Genomic DNA, 24,953 nt, shown 5'->3' on the forward strand with positions numbered 1-24,953 from the left:
ACACCGGTTCGCGTGAAGAAAACGCGTCAAAACAAGAATCTAGAGCTTCGGTTCTGATTCAATCAGAACCGAAAATGCTCTAGGCGGCCTGCGCCGCCGCGCCATGGGCGTGCTTGTCGATGGCGCCGATGATCTCCGGCCAGAAGCGCATCGGCAGCGCATGGCCCATGCCTTCGATCATCAACAGTCTTGCGTTCGGAATTGAAGCCGCCGTGTCCTTACCGCCTTCGGGGCGGACCAGCGGATCGACGGTGCCGTGGATGACCAGTGTGGGAGCCTTCACGGCGTGCAGCCGCTCCTTGCGGCTGCCGGAGGCCAGCACGGCGCGAAGCTGGCGGCCGACGCCGGCCGGATTGAGCCCACGCGCGAACACGCGCTCGGCGCGCTCAGGATCGAGCGCTTCCTCTTCCGGGAAATGTCCGGCGCGCAACACTTTCCAGGTCTGGCCGTAACGTAGGATGAACTCTTCCTTGCTGCGCGGCGGCGGTGCCATCAGCATCGCCGCGGCCTCGCGGCTCGGCGGCGGCACGCGCGGATTACCCGTCGTCGACATGATCGATGTCAGCGAGCGGACACGATGCGGAAACGACAGCGTCACCTCCTGCGCGATCATGCCGCCCATGGACGCCCCGACCAGATGCGCCGATCTGATGCCGAGCGCATCCATCAGCCCGACCGTATCTTTCGCCATGTCGATCAGTTTGTAAGTTGCGGCGACAGGAATTCTGAGGAAGCGCAGTTTCAGCAGTTCGAGCGGCGTCAGGCGCTTGCCGCCGGTGAGATGACTGGACTTGCCGATGTCGCGGTTGTCGAAGCGGATCACGCGGAAGCCGCGTGCGGCAAGCTGCTCGCAGAACGCATCGTCCCAGTGGATCATCTGCGCCCCGAGCCCCATGATCAGCAGCAGCGGCTCGGCGTTGTCGTTGCCAAAGATCTCGTAGCAGATGTCGATGCCGTTGGCGCGGACGGTCTGGGGCGACTGATGGGTGGTCACGGGCATTCCCTTCGCTCTTGATCAGTCGTGTATCGCACGGTTTCACGCCGCAAAGAAGCCATGTGCGCCGCACTGGCCGACCTGCCGGTTGACCGGCACCGCGCAACGGTGTGGTATGGCGAAAAAGAAGGGCATCGCAGCTCTCGATTTCAGGAGGACGCCGATGACCGACAAGACCAATGACCCCGTTGCCATGTGGCAGAAGATGGTCGGCGAGATGGAGAAGGGGTTCAACTCTTTCGCCAACCAGGCTATGTCGTCGCCCGAGTTTTCACAGGCGGTGAACCGCGCGGGCGGAGTTGCTGCAGGTGCTCAGAAGCAGCTCGGCGAGCTCATGGAGAAATATCTCGTCTCGATGAACCTGCCGAGCCGGGAGCAGGTCACGGGTCTTGCCGAGCGGCTCCAGTCCGTCGAAGCCCAGATCGGCGAGATCAAGTCGATGCTGAGCCAGATGGCGGCGAATTCCGGCATCTCGCAAGGCTCCGACGGGCCGCCGCGGCCGCCGCGGACCAAGCGTCCGCCGTCCGAGGGCGGAGACCAGGCATGAACGCGCCGCCAGGACTCGATTTCGCATCCATCCCCGAGCGCATCCAGTCCGAGGTGCAGCGCGCCATCCAGCGCAGCATCAAGGGCGTCGAGTATTTCTCGACCTCCGGCCCTTCGCTTGGATCGACGCCGAAGGACGTGCTGCATACGCGTGGCACCATGAATCTCTATCACTACCGGCCGATGTCGGACGAGATCTACCGCGTGCCGGTGCTGATCGTGATGGCGACCACCAATCGCGGCTACATTCTCGATCTCGTCCCCGGCCAGAGCTTCATCGAGTTCCTGCTCAAGCGCGGCTATGACGTCTACATGCTCGACTGGAGCGCGCCGCGGCCGGAGGAAAAGAGCCTGCGGATGGAGGACTACGTCCTCGACTTCATCCCGGATTGCGTTCGCCGCGTACAGGCCGATTCCGGCGAGCAGGATGTCTCCGTGATCGGTTATTGCTTCGGCGGCGTGCTGTCGCTGCTCTATGGCTCGATCCACGCGGACGGGCCGATGAAGAACCTGATCTGCTTCACCACGCCGATCGACTTCCGCGAGATGAAGCTGTTCTCGAACTTCTCCGACCGTCGCTATTTCGACGTCGACCATCTCGTCGACAGCGTCGGCAACGTGCCGCCGGAGATGATCCTGTCCTCGTTCGAGATGTTACGCCCGGCCTCGCGCACGGTGAGCCAGATCCAGCTCTGGGAAAACATCTGGAACGACGAGTTCGTGAAGTCCTACCGCATGTTCGACCGCTGGGCGACCGATACGCTGCCGCTCGCGGGCGAGTATTTCCGCACCATCACCAAGGACCTGATGTGGGACAACAAGCTGTTCAACGACACCATGTCGGTGGGCGGCCGGGCGGCGAAGCTCGAGAACATCAAGGTGCCGATCCTGCACGCCGTCGCCGAGCACGACCACATCGTGCCGTATGAGGCCGCCAAGCACCTGATCGCGAAGATCGGATCTGCGGACAAGGAAGAGGTGATGCTGAAAGGCGGTCACGTCTCGCTCGTCGCGGGCGCCAATGCCGTGAAGCGGCTGTGGCCGAAACTGGATTCCTGGCTGGGGAAGAGATCGACATGAGCGAGCAGCGTTCCTATCCGCGTCACGTCAAGACCGAGGCCGGCGATATCGAGATTCGTCTGATGGCACCTGCGGACGAGGCCGCGGTGCTCGCGTTCGGCAAGGGGCTGCCGACCCACGACCTCTTGTTCCTGCCGCGCAATATCAGCGAGCCGAAGGTGCTGTCAGCCTGGGTCAAGGAGATCGAGCGCGGCGCGATCACGAGCCTGCTCGCGGTCAGGGACGGCAAGGTCGTCGGCTGCGGCACTCTGGTGCGTGATCCCCACTCCTGGTCGCCCCATGTCGGTGAGATCCGCATGGTGGTCTCGCTCGATGTCCGCGGGAAGGGGGTGGGGCGGGCGTTGTCACAGGAAACCTTCGCGCTCGCGCTCGGCGCCGGCCTCGAGAAGCTTTCGGTGCAGATGACGGTCGACCAGCAGTCGGCGATCGCCCTGTTCGAGAGCCTCGGTTTCAAGGCCGAGGCGCTGCTGCGGGACCACGTCCGGGACGTCGACGGCAAGACCCATGACATCGTCGTGCTCGGTCATAACATCGCACAGGTCCAGGCCCAGATGGAGGCTTATGGGCTGCCGGGCGCCGTCCAGCACTAAAAAATCGAATTCAACCCCATGCACAGTAGGCAAGGGGCCAGAAAGGCAGCAGATTGCCTCTCATTAAGGCTATTCACGAATTCGTGATACCGCAGTGCAATACGAATGTTGCATCGCACCATTAACTATGCCATATAGGTCGTGCCCCGGGCCAACGAGGACGGGGTGAGCCCATAGCTCAACCTAATGAGGATGGAGAGAACCCCATGACCACCGAAACCAACACCGCTTTCGAGGGCTTCAAAGACGCTTTCAAGAACATCCAGAATCTGGAAGTTCCCGAGGCCGCCCGCGAATTCGTCAAGAAGTCTGCCAACACCGCCAAGGACCGTGCTGCCGAGGTGTTCGCTGGCTCCGAGCGCGTGACCGCCGCCGTCGAGAACGCGGTGACCGAGTCCGTCACCGAAGCCGGCAAGATCAGCCGCAACATCCAGCAGGCGATCTATGAAGACGCCGAGGCGTTCTTCTCGGGCATCGACAAGCTCGCGTCCGCTAAGTCGTTCAGCGAAGCCGTTGAGATCCAGTCGGGTCTGCTCCGTGCCCGCGGCGAGGCGTTCGTCTCGCGCGCCAAGGCGACCACCGACTATCTCGGCAAGCTCGCCGCCAACGGTGCGAAGTCCGCTCAGGACAACTTTGCCAAGGTCTACAACAAGACCGCCTGATCCGGCGGCCTGAGCACAAACTGAATTTGAGGCCCGCTTCGGCGGGCCTTTTGTTTTTGCGCCACGCCGCCTCGGCCGTCATTCCGAGGCGATGCGAAGCATCGAACCCGGAATCTCGAGATTCCGGGTTCGGTCCTGCGGACCGCCCCGGAATGACGTACTCTGAGATCGTCATGACTCCCCTCGCCACCTTCTCCTTCGACACCCCCGGCGACGCCGAACGCGCGGCCGAGCTGCGCCGCGTGAAGGCGCTGGCGACGCTGGTGCTGGCGTCCACGCTTGCGCTCTTCATCGTCGCAAAGTGGCTGCTGCCGATCCATCCCGTGTTCGGCTTCGTCGCGGCCTTCGCGGAGGCCGCGACCATCGGCGGCCTCGCCGACTGGTATGCCGTGGTCGCGCTGTTCAAGCGGCCGCTCGGCCTGCCGATCCCGCACACCGCGATCATCCAGAGCAACCAGGCCCGCATCGCCGACAAGCTCGGCGAGTTCATCCAGGTGCATTTCCTCGAGGCCGGTCCTGTCGAGGCCAAGCTGAACGAGATCGATTTCGGCTCCTTCGTCGCCGACTGGCTGCGCGACCGCAAGCGCAGCGACGATCTCGCTCGCTTCGCGCTGCGCCTGCTGCCGGAGGCAGTCTCGGCGACGGAGAGCTCGGGCTTGATGACCTTCATCATCCGCCGCATGTCCTCGCAGCTTCAGGCGATCGACCTGGCGCCGCTCGCGGCCGGCACGCTGCGCGGCTTCGTGGCGGAGGGGCGTCACCAGATCCTGTTCGACGATCTCCTGCGCGTGATGCACGAGACGCTGAACCAGACGGAGACGATGGTGATGATCCGCGAGAAGGTGCGCGCGGAGTTGCCGACCCTGCTCAGGCTCTACCGCGCCGATAAGTTCCTGGTGAACAAGATCGTCGCCTCCGCCACCGCTTTCTTCAACGAGGTGCGCAGCGATCCCAAGCACCCGTTCCGCGGCGAGTTCGATCGCATGGTGCTGAGCTTCGTTGACCGGCTCGGCACCGACCAGGCCTATATCGATCGCATCGACGGCTTGAAGCGCGATCTCTTGGCCCGGCCCGAGCTTGCCGATCTCGCCCGCACGGTTTGGGCCAACACCCGCTCCTTCATCGAGCGCAGCGCTGCCGGCGAGACGCAGGTGCTGCAGCATCATCTCGCCGGCATGTTCGTCTCTGCGGGTGACGCGCTCGCCGGCGATGCCGAGTTGCGCGGCGAGATCAACAAGGGCCTGGTGACCGTGCTGCGCAGCTTTGTCGCCGACCAGAAGAGCGGCGTCTCGACCTTCATCTCCGACCAGGTCAAGGCGTGGGATATGGCGCAGCTGATTTCGCTGATCGAAATCAACATCGGCCGCGACCTGCAATACATCCGTTTCAACGGCTCGCTGATCGGCGGGCTCGCCGGGCTTGCGCTCTACTCCGTAGAATCCCTGCTCCGATTGTTGTGACTTTTGCGTCACGGCCGTTAGCATTAACACGTGGGCCTATTGTGGCCCCGCGCCTGTCCGGCTTGAATGTCGGGAACCGGCCGCCTAGCTGATTCATGTTGCGCTGCGGAACGTTCAAGAAGCCGGCGTATTGGAATTCATGCCCATTTGCCGGCATCGCAGCCGGCGCCTCCCAAGGGATCCATTGATGACCGCTACTGCCCAGACGCTGCGTCCGCCGTCCCGTACCCTGATGTTTCTGGAAGGGCGCGCGATCCACGAGTTCGGCGCATTCCTCGGCGCGCTGCCGCTGCTGAGCCTGGCGCCGCGCGGCGATGGGCATCCGGTGCTGGTGCTGCCCGGCCTTGTGGCCTCGGACGCGTCCACGCGGGCGCTGCGCAGCTTCCTGTCCGGCAAGGGCTACGCGGTGAGCGGCTGGCGCCAGGGCCGTAACTACGGCCTGCGTCCGGGTGTGCAGCATGCGATGGTCGATCTGGTCCAGGAGCTTAGCGACACGCACGGCCGCAAGATCAGCCTGGTTGGCTGGAGCCTCGGCGGCCTCTACGCGCGCCAGCTCGCCAAGATGATGCCCGAGCGCGTGCGTCAGGTGATCACCCTCGGCAGCCCCTTTGCCGGCGACCCGCGCTCCACCAATGCCTGGCGCGTCTATGAATGGGCGAGCGGGCAGAAGGCCGATCAGGTCGATCCGCGCTTCGGCGGCGAGCTCGCCGTGCCGCCTCCGGTGCCGACCACCGCCATCTTCAGCCGCACCGACGGCGTCTGCGCCTGGCAGGGCTGCGTGGAGAAGAGCGGCGCGCAGACCGAGAGCGTCGAGATCGAGAGCAGCCATTGCGGCATGGGCCATCACCCCGCCGCGGTCTATGCCGTGGCCGACCGGCTTGCGCAGAAGGAGGGCCAGTGGAAGCCCTTCGACCGCAGCGGCTGGCGTAGCCTTGCCTATCCCGATCCGCACCGGTGATTTCTTTCTTCGCCTCTCCCCGCACGCGGGGAGAGGCCGACACGCGAAGCGTGGCGGGTGAGGGGGACTCTCCGCGAGTCCATCTGTCACTGAGCTTGCGGATACAGCCCCTCACCCCAACCCTCTCCCCGTAAGAACGGGGAGAGGGAGCAGCAAGAGCGTCGCTTCCATCCATTGTCGCGCCCGCACCAAACGCGCTATGCCTCGCACATGGCGCATCCGCTCTCCCGCATCATCGACCAGCTCAAGCGCGAACCCTCGCGTACCGGCTCCATCGTCATCACCGTGTTCGGCGACGCCATCGTGCCGCGCGGCGGTGTGGTGTGGCTCGGCACGCTGCTGGAGTTCTTCGAGAGTCTGGACATCGACAGCGGCGTCGTTCGCACCGCGATGTCGCGTCTTGCCGCCGATGGCTGGCTGACGCGCGAGAAGGTCGGCCGCAACAGCTTCTATCGGCTGGCCGACAAGGGGCGCCAAACCTTCGAGGCCGCGACGCGCCACATCTACGATCCGCCGCCGTCGGACTGGACCGGGCGCTTCGAGCTGCTCCTGATCGGCAATGGCGAGGACCGCGATGCCTCGCGCGAGGCGCTGCGCAATGCCGGCTTCGGCAGTCCGCTGCCGGGCGTCTGGGTCGCGCCATCAGGCGTGCCGGTGCCGGATGAAGCTGCGGGTGCGATCCGTCTCGAAGTCTCCGCCGAGGACGACAGCGGCCGTCGCCTGCTCAGCGCGAGTTGGCCGCTGCAGCGCACTGCGGATGCCTATCTCAAGTTCATGAAGACGTTCGAGCCGCTGCGCGCCGCGATTGGGCGCGGCAGGGATCTGTCCGAGGCCGACGCCTTCACCGCGCGCATCCTCCTGATCCACCACTACCGTCGCGTCGTGCTGCGCGATCCGCTGCTGCCTGAAAGCCTGTTGCCGGCGGACTGGCCGGGCAGGGCGGCCCGTGAGCTCTGCGGCGAAATCTATCGCGCGCTGCTCGCTCCATCCGAGCAATGGCTCGACGATCATGCAAGCAACGAAAAGGGGCCGTTGCCGCCCGCGCGAAAGCTGCTGGAACGGAGGTTCGGCGCCTGATCTTTATGTTACAGAAATATCTTGCATGAAGTCATTTTTGTTATATATTGCCTCCCAACAAATCGGGAGGATGCGCATGTATACCCAGGCGCTGAACACGGCCGAGACCGACGACCGCGGTCTGGAGGACGCCGCCAAGGCTGCGCAGTTCCAGGCGCGTATCGATGCCGAGGAGCGCATCGAGCCGAACGAGTGGATGCCGGCGGCCTATCGCAAGACGCTGACCCGACAGATCTCCCAGCATGCCCATTCCGAGATCGTCGGCATGCTGCCCGAAGGCAACTGGATCACGCGCGCGCCGACCTTGCGCCGCAAGGCCGCGTTGCTCGCCAAGGTGCAGGACGAGTGCGGCCACGGGCTCTATCTGTATGCCGCCGCCGAAACGCTCGGCAGCTCTCGCGAAGAGCTGGTCGACGCCATGCTTGCCGGCAAGGCCAAATATTCCTCGATCTTCAACTATCCGACGCTGACCTGGGCCGACATCGGCACGATCGGCTGGCTGGTCGATGGCGCGGCGATCATGAACCAGATCCCGCTGTGCCGTTGCTCCTATGGTCCCTATGCGCGCGCGATGATCCGGGTCTGCAAGGAGGAGTCGTTCCACCAGCGCCAGGGCTATGAGATCATGCTGACGCTGTGCCGCGGCTCGGACGAGCAGAAGGCGATGGCGCAGGATGCGCTAGATCGATGGTGGTGGCCGGTGCTGATGATGTTCGGCCCGCCCGATGCCACCAGCCAGCACAGCGACACCTCCACGAAATGGAAGATCAAGCGCTTCTCCAATGACGAGCTGCGCCAGAAGTTCGTCGATGCCACTGTGCCGCAGGCGCAATATCTCGGCCTCACCATTCCCGATCCGGGCATGACACAGGATGCCGACGGGCATTGGCGCTACAGCGAAATCGACTGGACCGAATTCAAGCAGGTGCTCGCCGGCAACGGCCCGTGCAACCGCGATCGCATGGCGGCGCGCCGCAAGGCGCACGCGGAGGGCGCCTGGGTGCGCGAGGCGGCGGCTGCCTATGCCGCCAAGCGCGCGCAACGTCGGACCGCGCAAGCCGCCGAATAGGGGAGATCGTTATGTCCACGCCGAACACGCCGCTGTGGGAAGTCTTCATTCGCAGCCGCAACGGGCTCGCGCACAAGCACGTGGGATCCCTGCATGCGAGCGACGCCACCATGGCGTTGCAAGCCGCCCGCGACATCTACACCCGCCGCGGCGAGGGCCTGTCGATCTGGGTGGTGCCGTCGAGCGCGATCACCGCAAGCGATCCCGCCGAGAAGGGCATGATGTTCGAGCCGGCGGAATCGAAGATCTACCGGCATCCGACGTTCTACGAGGTGCCCGAGGAAGTGGGGCACATGTGATGGCGACCGCCAACATCGAGGTCTCCGAAACACCGCTGGTGCTCTACACAATGCGCCGTGCCGACGATGCGCTGATCCTCGGCCACCGGCTGTCGGAATGGTGCGGGCATGCCCCGATGCTGGAAGAGGACATGGCGCTCTCCAACATCGCGCTCGACCTGATCGGTCAGGCTCGCGAGCTCTATGGCTATGCCGCCAAGGCCGAGGGCCGGGATAACGACGAGGACAAGCTCGCTTATCTGCGCGACGTCAGGCAGTACCGCAATCTGCTGCTGGTCGAACAGCCCAATGGCGACTTTGCGCAGACGCTGGTGCGGCAGTTCTTCTATTCCGCCTTCGCCGACATCTACTGGCGCGCGATGATGGCTTCGCGCGACACGACGCTGGCCGCGATTGCCGCCAAGTCGGAGAAGGAGAGCGCCTATCATCTGCGCCACGCCTCGGAATGGCTCATCCGGCTCGGCGACGGCACCGATGAGAGTCATGCCCGTGCGCAAGCGGCGATCGATCACCTCTGGGCCTTCACCGGCGAGATGTTTGCCGTCGATGACGGCGAGCGCGCGCTGATCCATGCCGGCATCGCCGTCGATCCCGGGCCCTTGCGCGGTCGCTGGCTGCAGACGTTGTCCAATGTTGCACACGAGGCCACGCTGATCCTGCCGCAAAACGACTGGATGCAGCAGGGCGGCCGCGCGGGTCGACACAGCGAGCATCTCGGCCATCTTCTGTCCGAGCTGCAATCGATGCAGCGCACCTTCCCGGGGCTGACATGGTGACGGTGCTCGATCGCGACAACGAACTGCGTCAGCGCGCCTGGGATGCCGCGGCGAGCGTGGTCGACCCTGAGATTCCGGTCTTGACCATCGCCGATCTCGGCGTGCTCCGTGACGTTGCCGTGGCCGGCGACCATGTCGAGGTCGCGATCACGCCGACATATTCCGGCTGCCCGGCAATGAACATGATCGCGCTCGAGATCGAGCTGGCGCTGGAGCGCGCCGGCTTTACCCGTCCAAGAATCCGCACCGTGCTGTCGCCGGCCTGGACCACCGACTGGATGAGCGAGGAGGGCCGCCAAAAGCTGCGCGCCTACGGCATCGCGCCGCCGCAGGCGTCAAGCTCCCGCCGCGCGCTGTTCGGCGAACAAGCCGTGGCGTGCCCGCAATGCGGCTCTGAAGACACCGAGCTTCTCTCCGAATTCGGCTCGACCTCCTGCAAGGCGCTGTGGCGCTGCAAGTCCTGCCGCGAACCCTTCGATTATTTCAAGTGTCATTGACCATGTCAGCAGCCGCACCCCGCTTCCATCGCCTGGCCGTCAACGATCTTCGCCGCGAGGCGGCCGACGCCGTCTCGATGACCTTCGCCATTCCCGGCGAACTCGCGCGCGACTACGCCTTCACGCCCGGCCAATATCTCACGCTCCGCACGACGCTGGACGGAGAGGAGGTGCGCCGCTCCTATTCGATCTGTTCCGGCCCTGACGACGGCGAGATCCGCATCGCCGTGAAGAAGGTCGATGGCGGCGCGTTTTCGAGCTGGGCCGCCGAAGACCTCAAATGCGGCGACGAGCTCGACGTGATGACGCCGACCGGCCGCTTCGGCGCGGTTCCGCCAGCCGATCGCGCGCGCGTTCATGTCGGCTTTGCTGCGGGCTCCGGCATCACCCCGATCCTGTCGATCGTGAAGGGCGTGCTCGCGCGCGAGCCGGACAGCCGCTTCTTCCTGTTCTACGGCAACCGCACCACCGACAACATCATGTTCCTCGAAGCGCTCGAGGAGCTCAAGGACCGCTTCATCGATCGCCTCTCGATCTTCCACGTCATCTCCGGCGAGGACCAGGACATCCCGATCCTGCATGGCCGGCTCGACGGCGACAAGGTGGGGGTGCTGCTGCGCTCGCTGGTGCCGGCGGGAAGCGTCGATCATGTCTACATCTGTGGTCCCCTCGGCATGAGCGAGGACATCGAGACGACCTGCCGCAGGCTCGGCATCGCGGAAGACCGCATCCATGTCGAGCGCTTCGTCTCCGAATTTGGCGGCAAGCCGCGGCTTAGGAAGGCCGTTGCACCCGACGCGCCGCCGAAAGCGATCGCCTCGCTGATCATCGACGGCAAGCGCCGTGACGTGCCCGTGGCCGAGGACGAGGCGATCCTCGATGCCGCGCTGCGCGCCGGCGTCGATCTGCCGTTCGCCTGCAAGGGCGGCATGTGCTCGACCTGCCGCGCCAAGCTGGTCGAAGGCGAGGCGCCGATGGACATCAACTATTCGCTGGAGCCGTGGGAGCTGAAGGCGGGCTTCGTCCTGACCTGCCAGGCCAAGCCGTCCTCGGAGCGCGTCGTGGTCGATTATGACCATGTCTGATCGGGCGTATCAGGGCCTGACGATGCAAATGCGTCGCATTATTTGACAGTTTTGGCCAACCAGCAGAACATCATGGGTAAACAATTGGCCGGGAGAAGCGCGTGAACGTCAAAGCCGCCCTGTCGCCTGAGGACATCGCCCGCGCCTGCGCCGACGCAATGTGGGCCGAGGATGATGCCTCCAAGGGCCTCGGCATGGAGATCATCGAGATTGGCCCCGGCTACGCGACGCTGGCGATGACAGTGCGGCCGGACATGGTCAACGGCCAGCGCATAGCCCATGGCGGCTTCATCTTCACGCTCGCCGATTCAGCCTTCGCCTTTGCGTGCAACTCGCACAACGAGCGCGTGGTCGCAGCGCAAGGGCAGGTCACCTTCATCAAGCCCGGCAGGCTCGGCGATCGACTCGTTGCGGCGGCGCGGGAGATCACCCGCGGCGGCCGCTCCGGCATCTACGACGTGCGTGTCACTTCGGGCGACACCGTCATCGCGGAGTTCCGCGGACACTCGCGCGTCATTCCCGGCACGTGGCTGCCGGCGCAAGATCAATAAGACCAAATAAAAAGAACGAACCAATGTGGGGAAACGAGCATGGCTCTGACAAGGCTCAAGGAAGGCGGCCGCACTTATAGCGCCGAGATGGACTTGCATGAGTGCGCCTCGCGCGACGAGATCATGGCGCTGCAGAAGCAGCGGCTGGCCTGGTCGCTGAAGCACGCCTATGACAATGTCGCGCATTATCGCAAAGCGTTCGACAAGGCCGGTGTGCATCCGTCCGATTTTCGCGACTTGCCTGATCTTGCGAAATTTCCGTTCACGGTGAAGACGGACCTGCGCGACAACTATCCCTTCAACATGTTCGCCGTGCCGCGCGAAAAGCTGGTGCGCGTGCATGCCTCCTCCGGCACGACCGGAAAGCCGATTGTGGTCGGCTACACGCAGCGCGACATCGACACCTGGTCCGATGTGATGGCCCGCTCGATCCGCGCCGCCGGCGGCCGCACCGGCATGATCATCCACAACGCCTATGGCTATGGTCTCTTCACCGGCGGACTTGGCGTGCATTACGGCGCCGAAAAGCTCGGCTGCACCGTGGTGCCGATCTCGGGCGGCATGACCGAGCGGCAAGTCCAGCTCATCAACGACTTCCGGCCCGACATCATCACGGTGACGCCGAGCTACATGCTGGCGATCCTCGACGAGTTCAAGCGCCAGCGGCTCGACCCACGCCAGTGCTCGCTCAAGGTCGGCATCTTCGGCGCCGAGCCCTGGACCAATGCGATGCGCGGCGAAATCGAGGACGCCTTCGACATGGACGCGACCGACGTCTACGGCCTGTCGGAGGTGATCGGTCCCGGCGTCGCCCAGGAATGCATCGAGACCAAGGACGGCCTGCACATCTGGGAAGATCACTTCTACCCCGAGGTGATTGACCCCGAGACCGGCGCGGTGCTGCCTGATGGTGAGAAGGGCGAGCTGGTCTTCACCTCGCTGACGAAGGAAGCCTTTCCGGTGATCCGCTATCGCACCCGCGACCTGACGCGGCTCCTCCCCGGGACGGCACGCCCCGGTATGCGGCGCATGGAAAAGGTGACCGGTCGCTCTGACGACATGATCATCCTGCGCGGCGTCAACCTGTTCCCGACCCAGATCGAGGAAGTATTGCTCGCGACCGACTGGTGCGGCGGCCACTTCATCCTGGAGCTGACCCGGGAAGGCCGCATGGACGAGCTGACCATCATCGCCGAGGCACGGTCGGAAAGCTGGGACGGGAGAGGCCTCGTCGACCACGCCGACCGGATCTCGACCCACATCAAGAACACCATCGGGATCAGCTCGAAGGTTCAGATCGTGCCCCCTGACACGCTGGAACGCTCGCTCGGCAAGGCCAGGCGGCTCTACGACAAGCGGCCCAAGGACTGAGTTGACGGATTGACTTGACCGGCCCCAGAGGCGACAAGGCCCGCGAGAAATCGCGGGTCTTTCATGTCGCCAGCTGATGCCAAATCCGTCGAAGCGCGCTGCGTACGCCTCAATGCCAAGGCCGAGAACGCCGCCGCGCTTGCGCCGGTGGTCGAGCGCCACACGCTGACACGCAGTCCGAACGATCTCCTGATCGAGGTGAAGGCTGCGGCCGTCAACCCTTCCGACGTGAAGGCCGCGACCGGGCTGATGCCCTATGCCGTGTTCCCCCGCACCCCGGGCCGCGATTATGCCGGCGTTGTCATCGACGGACCGGCCGGCACGTTTGGCCGCGAGGTGTTCGGCTCCTCCGGCGATCTCGGCATCCGCCGCGACGGCACCCATGCCAGCCATCTCGTGGTCGAGGCCGATGCTGTGGTGGAGAAGCCGAAGACGGTGTCGTGGGAGGAGGCTGCCGGGATCGGCGTGCCCTTCGTCACCGCGATGGAAGGCTTTCGCCGTGCAGGCTTGCCGAAGACCGGCGACACCGTGCTGGTGTTCGGCGTCAACGGCAAGGTCGGCCAGGCCGCGGTGCAGATCGCGACATGGCAGGGCGCAAGCGTCATCGGCGTGGTGCGCAAAGCGGAGGCCTACGAAGGCCACAGCAACGCGCCGATCGAGGTGATCGACGCCTCCGCGACGGACGTTGCCGCGCGCGTGCGCGAAGTGACCGGCGGCAAGGGCGCCGACATCGTCTTCAACACGGTCGGCGATCCCTATTTCCAAGCCGCGCACAAGTCGCTCGCCTTGCGTGGCCGCCAGATCCTGATTGCCGCGATCGACCGTATCGTGCAGTTCAACATCCTCGAATTCTACCGGGGACAGCACACCTATGTCGGGATCGATACGCTCGGCCTGTCCTCGACCGCAACAGGCGCGGTGCTGCGCGACCTCGGTCCGGGCTTTGCGAGCGGCCAGCTGAAGCCGTTCCCGATCAAGGCGAATGCCGTTTATCCGCTCGAGAGTGCCAAGGCGGCCTATGTCGCTGTCGCCGGCTCTTCGCGGGATCGCGTGATCCTCAAGCCATAATCATGGAATCGTCCGTACAATTCGTCATCCTGGCAGGCCTCGTCATTGGCTTGATCTATGGCGCCGTCGGCCTGCTCAGCGGCTTCTGCCTGATGAGCAGCATGCGCGGCTGGCTGGTCGAGGGAGACGGGCGGCTGGTGCGGACCTATGCGCTGGCGATCGCGATTGCGATCGCCGCGAGCCAATTTCTCGCCGGCAGCGGCATGGTCGACCTCGGCAAGACGATCTATCTGCAGCCGTCATTCTCGGTGCCGGTGCTGTTCCTCGGCGGCCTGCTGTTCGGTTACGGCATGGTGCTGTCGAACGGTTGCGGCTCGCGCGCGCTGGTGCTGCTCGGCCGCGGCAATCTCCGCTCCTTCGTCGTCGTGACCGTGCTCGCCATCGCCGCGCAGATGACGCTCAAGGGCCTGATCGCGCCGGCGCGCATCGCGTTGGTCCAGGCTTCGCAAACGACGGTCAAGGCGAACTCGCTGCCGTCATTGCTGGCGACGCTCGGTCTCGCCGAACCTCTCGCGCGCGCGCTGGCGGCGGCCATCATCGTCGTCGCGTTGACCCTGTTCGCCTTTGCCCACCCGGTGTTCCGTCGCTCGCCGGGCCAAATCGCGGCGGGAATCATCGTCGGCCTCCTCGTCGCTGCCGGCTGGTTCGTCACCGGTTATCTCGGCGCCGACGACTTCAATCCGGTTCCGGTGACCTCGCTCACCTTCATCGCGCCGATCGCGGATGCCCTGCAATACGCCATGCTCTCGACCGGCCTGACGCTGAACTTCGGCATCGCGACGGTTGCCGGCGTCTTCGCCGGCAGCCTGCTCACCGCACTCGCCACGGGCCGCTTCAAGCTCGAAGGCTATTCCTCGCCGCGCCACATGCTGCGCTCGGGCGGCGGTGCCGCGCTGATGGGGATCGGCGGCGTGATGGCATTCGGCTGCTCGATCGGGCAGGGCCTCACGGGCATGTCGACACTCGCGCTGGGCTCGTTCGTCGCGCTTGCCGGCATTCTGCTCGGCACGACGGCAGGCCTGCGCGGTGCACTACGGGTTCAGCCTCTCGCTGTGGCCTGACTTCGCAGGAGCCGGTCGCCCAAGGTCGCAAGACCGATGCCGCTGACGATCAGTCCGGCCGCGACGGCGAGACTCACCTCGATGGGCTCACCGAGCAGGATCGCCGCGCTGGCAATGCCGACGAGCGGCGTTCCCGTGGTGCCGAGCGCCGTCGTCAGGGCCGAGATGCTCTTGTTGACCATCGACATCGCCCAATAGGCCAGCGCCGTCCCGATCAGGCCGGAATACAGGAGCAGCAGGACGAGCTTCCACGACCATTCCGCATGGGGGACGCCGTCCGTAACCACCGCCGACCCCGTCAGCACGACCGTCGCAACGAGCACCTGCCAGATCAGAAGCTGCAGCGGCGAGGCGATCCAGCGATGCGCGCGGATATAGATGATGTTCGCCGCCCAGGAGATCGCGGCCAGAATGACCATGCCGGCGCCAAGCACGACGTTGGTGTTGGTCCAATCGATCGAGGTGGGGTTCAGGATCACGGCAAGCCCGACCAGCCCGAGCAGGGCGCCGGCAAGCTTTGGTGCGGTCAGCGTCTCCTTCCCGACCAGCGGCGCGGCGATCGCGACCCAGAGCGGCGTGGTGTAGCCGAGCACGATGGCCTTGCTCGCGGGCAGGAAGCGCACGCCGGCCGCGACCAGGACCGAGAATATCGTCATGTGCAGCAGCGCGACGCTCAGCACCACGGGTATGTCGCGCCGCTCGGGAATGACCAGATTGTTGCTGAGGCCGAGGATCACGAACAGGCCGCCCAGCGCGATCCAGCTCCGGATCGCCGAGGTCCAGAGCGGGGGAAGGAATTGCACGAGCTGCTTCGTCACCGACCAATTTACCCCCCAGGCCAGCACGACGATCAGGAACAGGCCGATGGCCGCGCGAGGGGAGAGGGCGTTCATCGCAAAATCCTTGAAGCAGTCCAGGCCGCCGGATAGCATCCCGACTGGTACTTGAAAAAGTGCCAGATTTGAAAGGAATATAGTGCCAGTTTCGGATAGCATGATCTCGGCCCTGATCGAGCTGAAGCGGGCCGACGACGCCGGGCTGGTAGCGCAGTTGACTGGCCAGCTCCGAAACCTGATCGCGACCGGCCGCCTCGGCAAAGGCCGCGCACTGCCGTCGAGCCGCCGGCTCGCGGACGATCTCGGCGTCTCGCGCAACACCGTCACCTATGCCTTCGAGCAGCTCGCGGCCGAGGGGTATCTCGCGGCATCGCACGGCCGCCGCCCGGTGGTGACGGCCGACGGCGGCGCGCCCGGTGACGGCGTGGGAGCGGACGTATCCGGCGCGCGTCCTGCAAAGCCGCATCTCTCACCCTGGGCCTCGAAGCTCAAGCAGACTGACTGGCCGATGTCGTATCAGGCGCCGCTCAAGCCGCTGCGTCCGGGGCATGGCGATGCAAGGGAGTTTCCGAATGAAATCTGGGCGCGCTGCCTGCGTCGCAGCGCGGTGCATGCGGCCAGGCGCGAGCTCGGTCCGGTCAACCGCACGCGCCTCTGCGAGGTGCTGGCGCACTATCTCGCAACCAGCCGCGGCGTTCGTGCCACGGAGGGGCAGATCCTGATCCTGCCCAGCGCACAGGCCGCGCTGACCTTGATCGCGGCCGTGCTCATCACGCCCGGCGACGACGTTTGGGTTGAGGACCCCGGCTATCCCGGCGCGGCGGCCGCGTTCCGTGCGTCCGGCGCGCGCGTGACGGGCATGAGGCTGGACGAGCAGGGGATGCAGCGGATGCCCGGACTGACCGCGCCAAAACTCATCTTCATGACGCCGTCGCATCAGCACCCGACCGGGCGGTTGATGTCGCTGGCGCGCCGCACCGAGTTTCTCCGGGCAAGCCGGCCAGGCAAGACCTGGATCGTCGAGGACGACTACGACGGCGAGTTTCACTATGACAGCCGGCCGGTGCCGGCCTTGCAGGGCTTGGACGCCCATGGCCGCGTGTTCTATGTCGGGACGTTCTCGAAGGCGATGACGTCAGATATCCGGCTCGGTTATCTCGTCGTGCCGCCGGCGCTGGTCAACACGTTTGAGATCGCACAGCGGCATATCGGGCTGATCGCATCAAGTCATGTTCAGGAAGCGCTGGCCGAGTTCATTGCCGATGGCCATTTCCTGGCTCATTTGCGCCGGATGCGGCGGCTCTATCACGCGCGCCGCGATCATCTCGTCGGGGAATTGGAGCGCCTTCTCGGCGAGATATTCTCGGTGGAGGTTCCCTCGGGAGGCATCCAGCTCGTCGCGCGCCTCAAGCGCGGTCGTGGTGATCAGGCGGCGGTCAGGCGGCTGGCCGAGGCAGGCGTCGTGACGCGAGCCGTGTCCAGCCTGTCGCTCGGAAAGCCGCGCGATCACGGTCTGCTGCTCGGCTTTGCGGCGTGGCGCGAGAGCGAGATCAGCGCGGCATTGCGGACGATGGCGTCGTGCTTATAGCTCGGTCTCGCTACTCCACGGCCCTGGTTGCGATGCGGATCTCGGACGTGAGTGTCCGGTGCACCGGGCACTTGTCGGCGATCTCCATCAGCTTCCTGCGCTGCTCGGCATCGAGTGCGCCTTCGATCGAGATGTCGCGTTCGATCTGGTCGAGCATGCCCTCGCGCGTCTCGCATTCCGCGCAGTCCTTGGCGTAGATCTTGGAGTGCTTCAGCGTGACGGTGACGCGGTCGAGCGGCAGCGACTTGCGGTCGGCATAGAGGCGCATGGTCATGGAGGTGCAGGCCCCGAGGCCGGCGAGCAGGAAATCGTAGGGCCCGGGGCCGGCGTCCTCGCCACCGGCAGCGATCGGCTCGTCCGCGACGAGCCGATGCGGGCCGACGGTGATCATCTGGTTGAACTTGCTCTTGCGGGTCTCCTGCACCACCACCTGCCGCGGCGCCTCGGGAAGGTCCATCGACTTCGCAGGTTTGGCGGTGTCGATGTAGCGGCTCGCCCAGGCCGCGATCAGGTCGGCCGTGTAGAGCGCATCGGCCGGCTTGGTCAGCAGATGATCGGCATGATCGAGCGAGACGAAGCTCTTGGGGTGCTTGGCGGCTACGAAGATCTTCGTCGCATTGTCGATGCCGACGGTGTCGTCGACAGGCGAGTGCATCACCAGCAGCGCCTTGTGCAGGCCGGAGATGTCAGCCATCAGCTCGTGCTCGGCGATGTCCTCGATGAATTCGCGCTTGATCCGGAAGGGCCGTCCCGCAAGCGAGACCTCGACCTCGCCCTGCGTGCGGATATTGTCGAGGTGCTCCTTGAAGAGGCCGGTGACGTGAGCGGGATCGGAGGGCGCGGCGATGGTGACGACGGCTCGGGCTTCCGGGATCTTTCCCGCGGCGGCAAGGATCGCGGCGCCGCCGAGGCTGTGCCCGATCAGGATCGACGGCGCCTTGCGGACGCTGCGCAGATGATCGGCAGCGCGCACGAGATCGGCGACGTTGGAGGAGAATGTCGAATTGGCAAAATCGCCCTCGCTGGAGCCGAGGCCGGTGAAGTCGAAGCGCAGCACCGCGATGCCCTTGGCGGCAAGCGCAACCGCAATGCGCTTGGCCGCCAGCGTGTCCTTGCCACAGGTGAAGCAGTGCGCGAACAGCGCGTAGGCCGCGGGCTCGCCGTCCGGCATTTCCAGCGCGGCCGCAAGCTGATGGCCGCCTTCGCCGGTGAACTGAAAGCGCTCCGTTGGCATGGGCTTCCCCCGTTTCCTGCTTGAATTCTAATCGCTTGAATAACGTTGCTCGGCCCAGGGATCGCCGCGGTTATGGTAACCGCGAACTTCCCAGAAGCCGGGCGCATCCGCGGTCAGGAATTCGATGGCCTGGAGCCATTTGGCGCTCTTCCAGAAATAAAGATGTGGCACGACCAAGCGCACCGGGCCGCCGTGCTCTTCCGTCAGCGGCTGGCCGGACCAGCTGTGGGCGAGCAGCGCATCCTCGGCGGCAAAGTCCTCCAGCGCGAGGTTGGTGGTGTAGCCGTCATAGGAATGCAGCGTGACGAAGCGCGCATCCTCGCGCGGCTGGCAGGCCGCCAGCAGCTCGCGCGTGGCGAGCCCTTCCCATTCGTTGTCGTAACGCGACCAGGTCGTCACGCAGTGGATGTCGGAGGTGAAGCGGGCCTGCTTCTGCGCGGTGAATTCGGCAAAGGTCCAGAACACCGGGGTCTCGACCGCGCCGTAGACGTCGAGCCGCCAGCGCTCGCGCGAGATCGGCGGCACGACCCCGAGATCGAGCACAGGCCAGTCCTTGGTGAGGTGCTGGCCGGGCGGAAGCCGTTGGTCTTCCGGCCGCGTGATCTTGCCGGTGAGAAAACGGCCCTCGCGTGCCCATTTCTCCTTGGTGCGGGTCAGCTTGCTGTCGGGCGGCTCTTTGTCGTCGGACATGGGCTACTCGTGGCGGTGCATGGCGGAGGCGTGCTTGGTGTCGCGCATGGTGGAATAGATGATCAGCGACAGACAGATGATACCGCTAAGATAGAAGTAGAACCAGTCTTCGTGCCCGATGCTCTTGAAATAGAGCGCGATCGCCGGCGCCGTGCCACCGAAGATCGAGACCGTGATCGCATAGGGCAGGCCGACGCCGAGCGCGCGGACATTGGTCGGGAACAGCTCCGCCTTCACCACCGCGTTGATCGACGTGTAGCCGGCGACGAACAGCCAGGCGGCACAGATGAGGATGAAGGCGATGAAGGGCGATTTGGTCTCTTTCAGCGTCATCAACAGCGGCACGGTCGCGAGCGTGCCGGCGACGCCGAAGAAGATCAGAAGCGGCTTGCGTCCGATCTTGTCGGAGATGGCGCCATAGATCGGCTGCAGGATGGTCGCGAAGATCAAGGTGCCGAAGATCACCAGGGTGGTCTGGTCCTCGGTCAAGCCGACCGAAAGCTTGACGAAGGTCTGCATGTAGGTGGTGAAGGTGTAGAACGCCGCGGTGCCGCCCGCGGTGAGGCCGACCACCAGCAGTAGCTCACGCGGATAGCGCAGCAGATTGGTGATCGAGCCGGTGGGCTTCACCACCTTCTTGGCTTCCTCGAACGCTTCTGTCTCGTGCAAGCCACGCCGCATCACTGCAGCCACGATCGCGAGCATCGCACCGATTGCGAACGGGATGCGCCACCCCCAGGCTTTCAGCTCTTCCGGGGTGAGGAAGACCTTTTGCAGGAGCAGCAGCACGATGATCGCGGTGAGCTGGCCGCCGATCAAGGTGACGTATTGGAAGCTGGAATAGAAGCCACGATGCTTGGGATCGGCGACCTCGCTGAGATAGGTGGCGCTGGCGCCATATTCGCCGCCAAGGCTGAGGCCCTCGATGATGCGGGCGAGCGCCAGGATCACCGGCGCGGCGAATCCGATCGTGGCATAGGTCGGCGTCAGCGCGATGATCAGCGAGCCGAAGCACATGAAGACGACCGACAGGGTCAGCGAGATGCGTCGGCCGAAATGGTCGGCGAGATAGCCGAAGAACCAGCCGCCCAGGGGCCGCATCAGGAAGGTCGCCGCGAACACGACGGCGACGTTCAGTTGCTGGACGACGGGGTCGTTGCCGGGGAAGAAGGCGGGGGCGAAATAGAGCGCGAAGGCCGTGTAGGCGTAGAAGTCGTACCACTCGACGAGATTGCCGACCGATCCGATGAAGATCGCCTTGATCCGCCGCTTGGCGTCCGCGAGGTCTATGTGATCAGAGGCCGGATGGGTTGCTTGCTCTGTCACGTCCGGCCTCTCCGCTGTCTGGAGAGGCCTACATCGCCTTTCCGAGCACAATTGGCAACTGGCGGGGGCCCCGCACTGTGCCCTGCGACCAGGTCACCGTGCTTGCCGGATCCAGGCGGAAATCAGGGATCCGCTTCAGCCATTCCTCCAGCGCAACCTGCATCTCCATGCGGGCCAGATTGGAACCGACGCAGCGGTGAATGCCGAGGCCGAAGGCGGCGTGGCGATTTTCGCGGCGGTCGATCACGACTTTGTCAGCATCCGGAAACATCTTGGGATCGCGATTGGCGGCCGGGAAGGACAACAGCACCATGTTGCCCGCCTTGACCGGGCAGCCCGAGACCGAGGTGTCCTTGACCACCTCGCGGGCCATGGTCACCGGCGAATAGGCGCGCAGCAGTTCCTCCACCGCTGTCGGCATCAGGGCCGGCTCGGCGATCAGCCGTTCACGGTCGGCCGGCGTTTTCGCGAGATGCCAGAGCGAGGAGCCGATCGCGCTCCAGGTGGTGTCGATGCCGGCGATCAGGAGCAGGCGCAGCGAGCCCAGCACGTGGGACTCTTCCAGCGGCTGGCCTTCCTTGTCTCTGGCATTCATCAGATAGGAGATCAGATCGTCGGTCGGCTTCGATTTGCGCTCCTCGATATGCGTCCTGAAATAGGCGCTCATCTCCTGCACGGCCTGGAGCAGCTTGCTCTCGTCCTTGATGCCGAGTTCCAGGATCATGTGGATCCAATTGATGAAGAGATCGCTGTCGCTCTCGGGGATGCCGAGCATGTGAGCGATGGCCCGAACCGGAATATACTTGGCGTAGCGTGCGGCAGCGTCGACCTTGCCGTCGGCAATGAAGCCGTCGATCAGCTCGTTGCAGATCGCGCGCATCCGCGGCTCCAGCTTCTTCATCGCGTCCGGAGTGAACGGCGGCAACAGGAGCTGCTTGGCCGGCTTGTGCTCGGGCGGGTCGGAGGTGATCGGCGGCGCGGCGTTCCTCGCCAGCTCGGGCCGCACGTCGCGCACGATGATGCGGCGCGAGGAGAAATGCTCGGTGTCGTTCGCGATCTCGCGCACCGCTTCGTATGTCGTCGGCATGTAGCAGCCGAGGAAGCGCTCGGTGTGCACGACCGGGCTTGCGGCGCGCAGCTCATCCCAGATCGGGAACGGGTCTTCCGTCCACTGCGGATCGGTGTGATCGAAATCGTTGACCCAGTCGGTGACGGGCGGATGGGCGACAGGCTGGCTGACGTCGGACATGTCAGGGAATCCCTTGGCTCGTGTTCGCTGATAGGACGGGGAGCGGCGGAGGCCGCGCTACTCCTCGATCACATCGATTGCGATTTCCGGGCAGTTGGATTTGGCAAGCCAGGCCTTGTCTTCGAGCCCGGGCGGGACCGTGCCGTCGCCGGCCTCGTGCGCGTTGCCAAACTCGTCGAGCTCGAAAAGCTCCGGCGCGAGCGCTTTGCAGCGCGCGTGGCCCTGGCATTTGTCGGGATCGACGTGAACCCTCAGTCGCTCGGTCATGGCGGCATCCTCGGTCGTGTGCGCGCAGAGCCCACGGGGCGGCGCGTTCCTCATGTCAATTTTATCTGCGGCATTTGCCACAGGTCTTAAGTTATATGCTATTACATTCGCGCCGGCCTTCCCCTGTCAAGGGCAAACTTGTAGGCTCGACCGCAACATGCGCTCACAACTCGCCCGCAAGCCCGCGAACACCTACCATCATGGCGATCTTCGCGATGCTCTGATCAAGGCCGCATTGCGGGAGGCGGAGCAGGGCGGCGCCGAGGCGATCAGCATCAAGGCGCTGGCGAAGCAGCTCGGCGTGTCGCAGCCGGCGCCTTACCGGCATTTCGCCGACCGTGAGGCATTGCTCGCGGCGGTGACGGCCGAGGCATTCCGGCAGCTCAGCGCGATCTTTCGGGAGGCGATGGCGAAACCGTCAAAGCAATCGAAACTGTCGCTTCTGGCGCAGGCCATGCTCGAATTCGGATTGCGCCGGAACGGCATCTACCGCCTGATGTTCGCGTCCCGCACCGTGTCATGCGCCACCAAGGGCAGCGAGCTGCATGAGGCTACGCGCGAGACATTTGCGCTCGTGATCGAGGCGCTGGAGGTGCCTGCGGTCGGCTATTTGCGCGAACGGCAAGCGCTCAAGATCTGGGCGGCGCTGCATGGCGTCGTGATGCTGGCCGAGCAGGGCCTGTTCACCGGCGAGGCCGCCCATACCACGCGCGAAGATCTGGTCGAGGATTTCGTCAGCGAAACGAAAGCCGCGCTCGCGAACGCGATCAAGGACGCGCGGCGACGAAAAGCGAAAGGTAGCTAAGCCTTCACTCCCAACAGCGTCATCAGCTTGTCGACGGCGCTGTCAGGCGTGGTCACGACGGGACGGCCGGTGGCCTCCGCGACCAGCGGTGCCGTCGCCGCGATGCTGAACTGCGCCAGCGCGATCACATCGCAATCGCGCAGGTCCTTTGACGCTTCGACGATCAGCCGGTCGTGCGTGGAGCGGTCGCCGCGGTCGAGCGCCGCCAGCGCGCCCTCGGCAAGCTTGGGCACGACCTGGACCGAGGCGGGAAACTCCGGCGGCATCGAAGCGAGCGTCGGCGGGAAGGTCGAGAGCAGGCCGATGCGCTTGCCCATCGTCACTGCGCGCTCGATCATGGCCTCGTTGGGCTTCAGCACCGGCATCGGCGCATGCGCGCGTGCGACCGCCTCGATACAGGGGCCGAAGGCCGAGCAGGTGAACAGAATTCCATCCGCGCCTGTCGCCGCAGCATAATCGCCGAGCGCCAGGAAGCGCTCGGTCATGGCGTCGTTGAGCGCGCCGTCGCGGGCGAGATCCGCCGAGAGGCTGTCGTCGAGCAGGTTCATCAGCCGCGCGTGGGGCCAGGCGTTCGCAAACGCCGCCTCGATCGGAGCGATGGAATGCTTGAGGGCGTGGATCAGGGCGATGCGAGGGGGCGTCGTCATTGAAACTGACTACCTGACAGGTCTCGTGCCCCGGACGCAGCGCAATGCGAAGTATTGCGCTGCAGAGCCGGGGCCCATTGTGGCTGCTGGGTCCCGGCTCTGCGCAGCAGCGTTGCACGCTGCCGCGCGTCCGGGACACAGAAGACGTTTACTTGAACGGCACGGCGTACATCAAGCCGCCCTTGCTCCAGAGGCCGTTGAGGCCGCGATCGAGCTTGAGCGGGCTCGCCTTGCCGACATTGCGCTCGTAGATCTCGCCGTAATTGCCGGTGGCCTTGATCGCAGTCACCAGCCATTTGTTGTCGAGCCCGAGCCGCGAGCCGAGGTCGCCGGAGGTCCCTAACAGGCGTTGGATCGCGGGCGTCTGCGACTTCGTCATCTCCTCAACATTGCCTTGCGTGACGCCGAGCTCCTCGGCCTCGATCAGGCCGTAATGCAGCCAGGTGATGATGTCGCTCCAGACCTCGTCGCCATTGCGGGTGAAGGGCCCGAGCGGCTCCTTGCTGATGGTCTGCGGCAGCACGACATAGTCGGCCGGGTTCGGTGCCGCGGTGGTCACGGCGCCGGCGAGCGCGGAGGCGTCCTGGGTCATGGCATCGCAGCGGCCGCCGAAGAAGGTCTGGTACATGGTGTCGACGCGGTCGAACACCAGCGGCTTCCAGTCGATGCCGTTGGCGCGGCCGTAATCACCGAGCGTAACTTCGTGTGTCGTGCCCTGCGCGACGCAGACAGTGGCGCCCTTGAGATCCTTGATCTCCTTCACGCCGAGGTCCTTCTTCACGACAAAACCCTGGCCGTCGTAGAAGTTGATCGGACCCTGGCGCAGACCGAGCGTCACGCCGCGCAGATACGTCTGCGTCGAGTTGCGGTAGAGCACGTCGATCTCGCCCGATTGCAGGGCCGTGAAGCGGTTCTGCGCGGTCAAAGAGACGTAACGTACCTTGCTGGCATCGCCCAGCACGCCGGCCGCGAGCGCGCGGCAATAATCGACGTCGAGGCCCTTGTAGTTGCCTTGCGAGTCCGGTGCGGAGAAGCCGGCAAAGCCGGCGCTGACGCCGCACACCAGCGTGCCGCGGCTCTTCACCGTGTCGAGCGTCGCGGCGGATGCGACGACCGTCGATGCAGCAAGCACACTCGCCGCGATAACCACTTTCCTCATCATGCTAC

27 protein-coding genes are annotated in these 24,953 nt (G+C 64.9%); 18 read left to right on the forward strand and 9 right to left on the reverse strand.

Annotation, left to right across the window (positions count from 1 at the left end):
- Positions 1-79 precede the first annotated feature (79 nt).
- Positions 80-1,000: an alpha/beta fold hydrolase gene (locus UNPF46_RS26140; RefSeq protein ID WP_181770114.1), complete on the reverse strand. Its 921-nt coding sequence runs from the start codon at positions 998-1,000 to the stop codon at positions 80-82.
- A 157-nt stretch (positions 1,001-1,157) separates the two neighbouring features.
- On the opposite strand from UNPF46_RS26140, the gene UNPF46_RS26145 reads away from it, so the two are divergent.
- From UNPF46_RS26145 to UNPF46_RS26220, 16 genes are all read left to right on the forward strand, one after another.
- Positions 1,158-1,541 (forward strand): hypothetical protein, encoded by a 384-nt coding sequence (locus UNPF46_RS26145; protein WP_142251920.1) that lies wholly within the window; start codon positions 1,158-1,160, stop codon positions 1,539-1,541.
- On the forward strand, positions 1,538-2,620 hold the full coding sequence (locus UNPF46_RS26150) for a PHA/PHB synthase family protein (RefSeq protein ID WP_142251921.1): 1,083 nt from the start codon (positions 1,538-1,540) through the stop codon (positions 2,618-2,620). Before UNPF46_RS26145 ends, UNPF46_RS26150 begins: the two co-directional genes overlap by 4 nt.
- Positions 2,617-3,210, forward strand: coding sequence for a GNAT family N-acetyltransferase (locus UNPF46_RS26155; protein WP_174719096.1), 594 nt, complete (start codon positions 2,617-2,619; stop codon positions 3,208-3,210). The genes UNPF46_RS26150 and UNPF46_RS26155 overlap by 4 nt, the downstream gene beginning before the upstream one ends.
- Positions 3,211-3,416: 206 nt before the next feature.
- Positions 3,417-3,872: a phasin gene (locus UNPF46_RS26160; RefSeq protein ID WP_100179008.1), complete on the forward strand. Its 456-nt coding sequence runs from the start codon at positions 3,417-3,419 to the stop codon at positions 3,870-3,872.
- Between the two features lie 173 nt (positions 3,873-4,045).
- Positions 4,046-5,332 carry a DUF445 domain-containing protein gene (locus tag UNPF46_RS26165; RefSeq protein WP_142251922.1) on the forward strand — a complete coding sequence of 429 codons (1,287 nt, stop codon included), beginning with the start codon at positions 4,046-4,048 and terminating at the stop codon, positions 5,330-5,332.
- Between the two features lie 187 nt (positions 5,333-5,519).
- Positions 5,520-6,290 carry an esterase/lipase family protein gene (locus UNPF46_RS26170; RefSeq protein ID WP_100181357.1) on the forward strand — a complete coding sequence of 257 codons (771 nt, stop codon included), beginning with the start codon at positions 5,520-5,522 and terminating at the stop codon, positions 6,288-6,290.
- Between the two features lie 210 nt (positions 6,291-6,500).
- Complete coding sequence (gene paaX / locus UNPF46_RS26175) at positions 6,501-7,367, forward strand: phenylacetic acid degradation operon negative regulatory protein PaaX (protein WP_100179006.1); 867 nt, start codon at positions 6,501-6,503, stop codon at positions 7,365-7,367.
- A gap of 76 nt (positions 7,368-7,443) precedes the next feature.
- Positions 7,444-8,436, forward strand: a complete 993-nt coding sequence (gene paaA, locus UNPF46_RS26180; RefSeq protein WP_181770115.1) for a 1,2-phenylacetyl-CoA epoxidase subunit PaaA — start codon at positions 7,444-7,446, stop codon at positions 8,434-8,436.
- Between the two features lie 11 nt (positions 8,437-8,447).
- Positions 8,448-8,735, forward strand: a complete 288-nt coding sequence (gene paaB, locus UNPF46_RS26185) for a 1,2-phenylacetyl-CoA epoxidase subunit PaaB (RefSeq protein WP_100179004.1) — start codon at positions 8,448-8,450, stop codon at positions 8,733-8,735.
- Positions 8,735-9,511 carry a 1,2-phenylacetyl-CoA epoxidase subunit PaaC gene (gene paaC / locus UNPF46_RS26190; protein WP_181770116.1) on the forward strand — a complete coding sequence of 259 codons (777 nt, stop codon included), beginning with the start codon at positions 8,735-8,737 and terminating at the stop codon, positions 9,509-9,511. The genes paaB and paaC overlap by 1 nt, the downstream gene beginning before the upstream one ends.
- Positions 9,505-10,008: a 1,2-phenylacetyl-CoA epoxidase subunit PaaD gene (gene paaD / locus UNPF46_RS26195; protein ID WP_142251925.1), complete on the forward strand. Its 504-nt coding sequence runs from the start codon at positions 9,505-9,507 to the stop codon at positions 10,006-10,008. The genes paaC and paaD overlap by 7 nt, the downstream gene beginning before the upstream one ends.
- A 2-nt stretch (positions 10,009-10,010) precedes the next feature.
- Positions 10,011-11,093 carry a 1,2-phenylacetyl-CoA epoxidase subunit PaaE gene (paaE, locus tag UNPF46_RS26200; RefSeq protein WP_181770117.1) on the forward strand — a complete coding sequence of 361 codons (1,083 nt, stop codon included), beginning with the start codon at positions 10,011-10,013 and terminating at the stop codon, positions 11,091-11,093.
- Positions 11,094-11,194: 101 nt separating this feature from the next.
- On the forward strand, positions 11,195-11,644 hold the full coding sequence (paaI, locus tag UNPF46_RS26205; RefSeq protein ID WP_100179000.1) for a hydroxyphenylacetyl-CoA thioesterase PaaI: 450 nt from the start codon (positions 11,195-11,197) through the stop codon (positions 11,642-11,644).
- 39 nt (positions 11,645-11,683) lie between these two features.
- A complete protein-coding gene (paaK, locus tag UNPF46_RS26210) occupies positions 11,684-13,015 on the forward strand; it encodes a phenylacetate--CoA ligase PaaK (protein ID WP_142251927.1) in 1,332 nt (443 codons plus the stop codon).
- Between the two features lie 63 nt (positions 13,016-13,078).
- Positions 13,079-14,083 (forward strand): quinone oxidoreductase family protein, encoded by a 1,005-nt coding sequence (locus tag UNPF46_RS26215; protein ID WP_142251928.1) that lies wholly within the window; start codon positions 13,079-13,081, stop codon positions 14,081-14,083.
- 2 nt (positions 14,084-14,085) lie between these two features.
- Complete coding sequence (locus tag UNPF46_RS26220) at positions 14,086-15,144, forward strand: YeeE/YedE family protein (RefSeq protein ID WP_181770118.1); 1,059 nt, start codon at positions 14,086-14,088, stop codon at positions 15,142-15,144.
- Here UNPF46_RS26220 and UNPF46_RS26225 read toward each other — a convergent pair.
- Positions 15,123-16,037 (reverse strand): DMT family transporter, encoded by a 915-nt coding sequence (locus tag UNPF46_RS26225; protein ID WP_142251929.1) that lies wholly within the window; start codon positions 16,035-16,037, stop codon positions 15,123-15,125. The genes UNPF46_RS26220 and UNPF46_RS26225 overlap by 22 nt on opposite strands.
- Before the next feature lie 100 nt (positions 16,038-16,137).
- Between UNPF46_RS26225 and pdxR the strand changes: the two genes are divergently transcribed.
- Positions 16,138-17,568: a MocR-like pyridoxine biosynthesis transcription factor PdxR gene (gene pdxR, locus UNPF46_RS26230; protein WP_181770120.1), complete on the forward strand. Its 1,431-nt coding sequence runs from the start codon at positions 16,138-16,140 to the stop codon at positions 17,566-17,568.
- A gap of 10 nt (positions 17,569-17,578) precedes the next feature.
- Here the strand turns inward: pdxR and UNPF46_RS26235 are convergent, their stop codons facing one another.
- The 5 genes from UNPF46_RS26235 to UNPF46_RS26255 are packed head-to-tail and all read right to left on the reverse strand — an operon-like array spanning position 17,579 to position 22,334.
- Positions 17,579-18,802 carry a bifunctional alpha/beta hydrolase/OsmC family protein gene (locus UNPF46_RS26235; protein ID WP_142251931.1) on the reverse strand — a complete coding sequence of 408 codons (1,224 nt, stop codon included), beginning with the start codon at positions 18,800-18,802 and terminating at the stop codon, positions 17,579-17,581.
- 27 nt (positions 18,803-18,829) lie between these two features.
- Positions 18,830-19,492, reverse strand: coding sequence for a sulfite oxidase-like oxidoreductase (locus tag UNPF46_RS26240; RefSeq protein ID WP_142251932.1), 663 nt, complete (start codon positions 19,490-19,492; stop codon positions 18,830-18,832).
- 3 nt (positions 19,493-19,495) lie between these two features.
- Positions 19,496-20,818, reverse strand: coding sequence for an MFS transporter (locus tag UNPF46_RS26245; protein WP_100178994.1), 1,323 nt, complete (start codon positions 20,816-20,818; stop codon positions 19,496-19,498).
- Between the two features lie 28 nt (positions 20,819-20,846).
- Positions 20,847-22,067: a cytochrome P450 gene (locus UNPF46_RS26250; RefSeq protein WP_142251933.1), complete on the reverse strand. Its 1,221-nt coding sequence runs from the start codon at positions 22,065-22,067 to the stop codon at positions 20,847-20,849.
- A gap of 57 nt (positions 22,068-22,124) precedes the next feature.
- Complete coding sequence (locus UNPF46_RS26255; RefSeq protein ID WP_100181354.1) at positions 22,125-22,334, reverse strand: ferredoxin; 210 nt, start codon at positions 22,332-22,334, stop codon at positions 22,125-22,127.
- Positions 22,335-22,491: 157 nt separating this feature from the next.
- Between UNPF46_RS26255 and UNPF46_RS26260 the strand changes: the two genes are divergently transcribed.
- Positions 22,492-23,139, forward strand: coding sequence for a TetR/AcrR family transcriptional regulator (locus tag UNPF46_RS26260; RefSeq protein ID WP_142251952.1), 648 nt, complete (start codon positions 22,492-22,494; stop codon positions 23,137-23,139).
- Here the strand turns inward: UNPF46_RS26260 and UNPF46_RS26265 are convergent.
- Positions 23,136-23,786: an aspartate/glutamate racemase family protein gene (locus UNPF46_RS26265; RefSeq protein WP_142251934.1), complete on the reverse strand. Its 651-nt coding sequence runs from the start codon at positions 23,784-23,786 to the stop codon at positions 23,136-23,138. The genes UNPF46_RS26260 and UNPF46_RS26265 overlap by 4 nt on opposite strands.
- Before the next feature lie 148 nt (positions 23,787-23,934).
- Complete coding sequence (locus tag UNPF46_RS26270) at positions 23,935-24,948, reverse strand: amino acid ABC transporter substrate-binding protein (RefSeq protein ID WP_142251935.1); 1,014 nt, start codon at positions 24,946-24,948, stop codon at positions 23,935-23,937.
- Between the last annotated feature and the right edge of the window lie 5 nt (positions 24,949-24,953).

Source organism: Bradyrhizobium sp. UNPF46 (assembly GCF_006658625.1).
GTDB classification, from domain to species: domain Bacteria; phylum Pseudomonadota; class Alphaproteobacteria; order Rhizobiales; family Xanthobacteraceae; genus Bradyrhizobium; species Bradyrhizobium nitroreducens.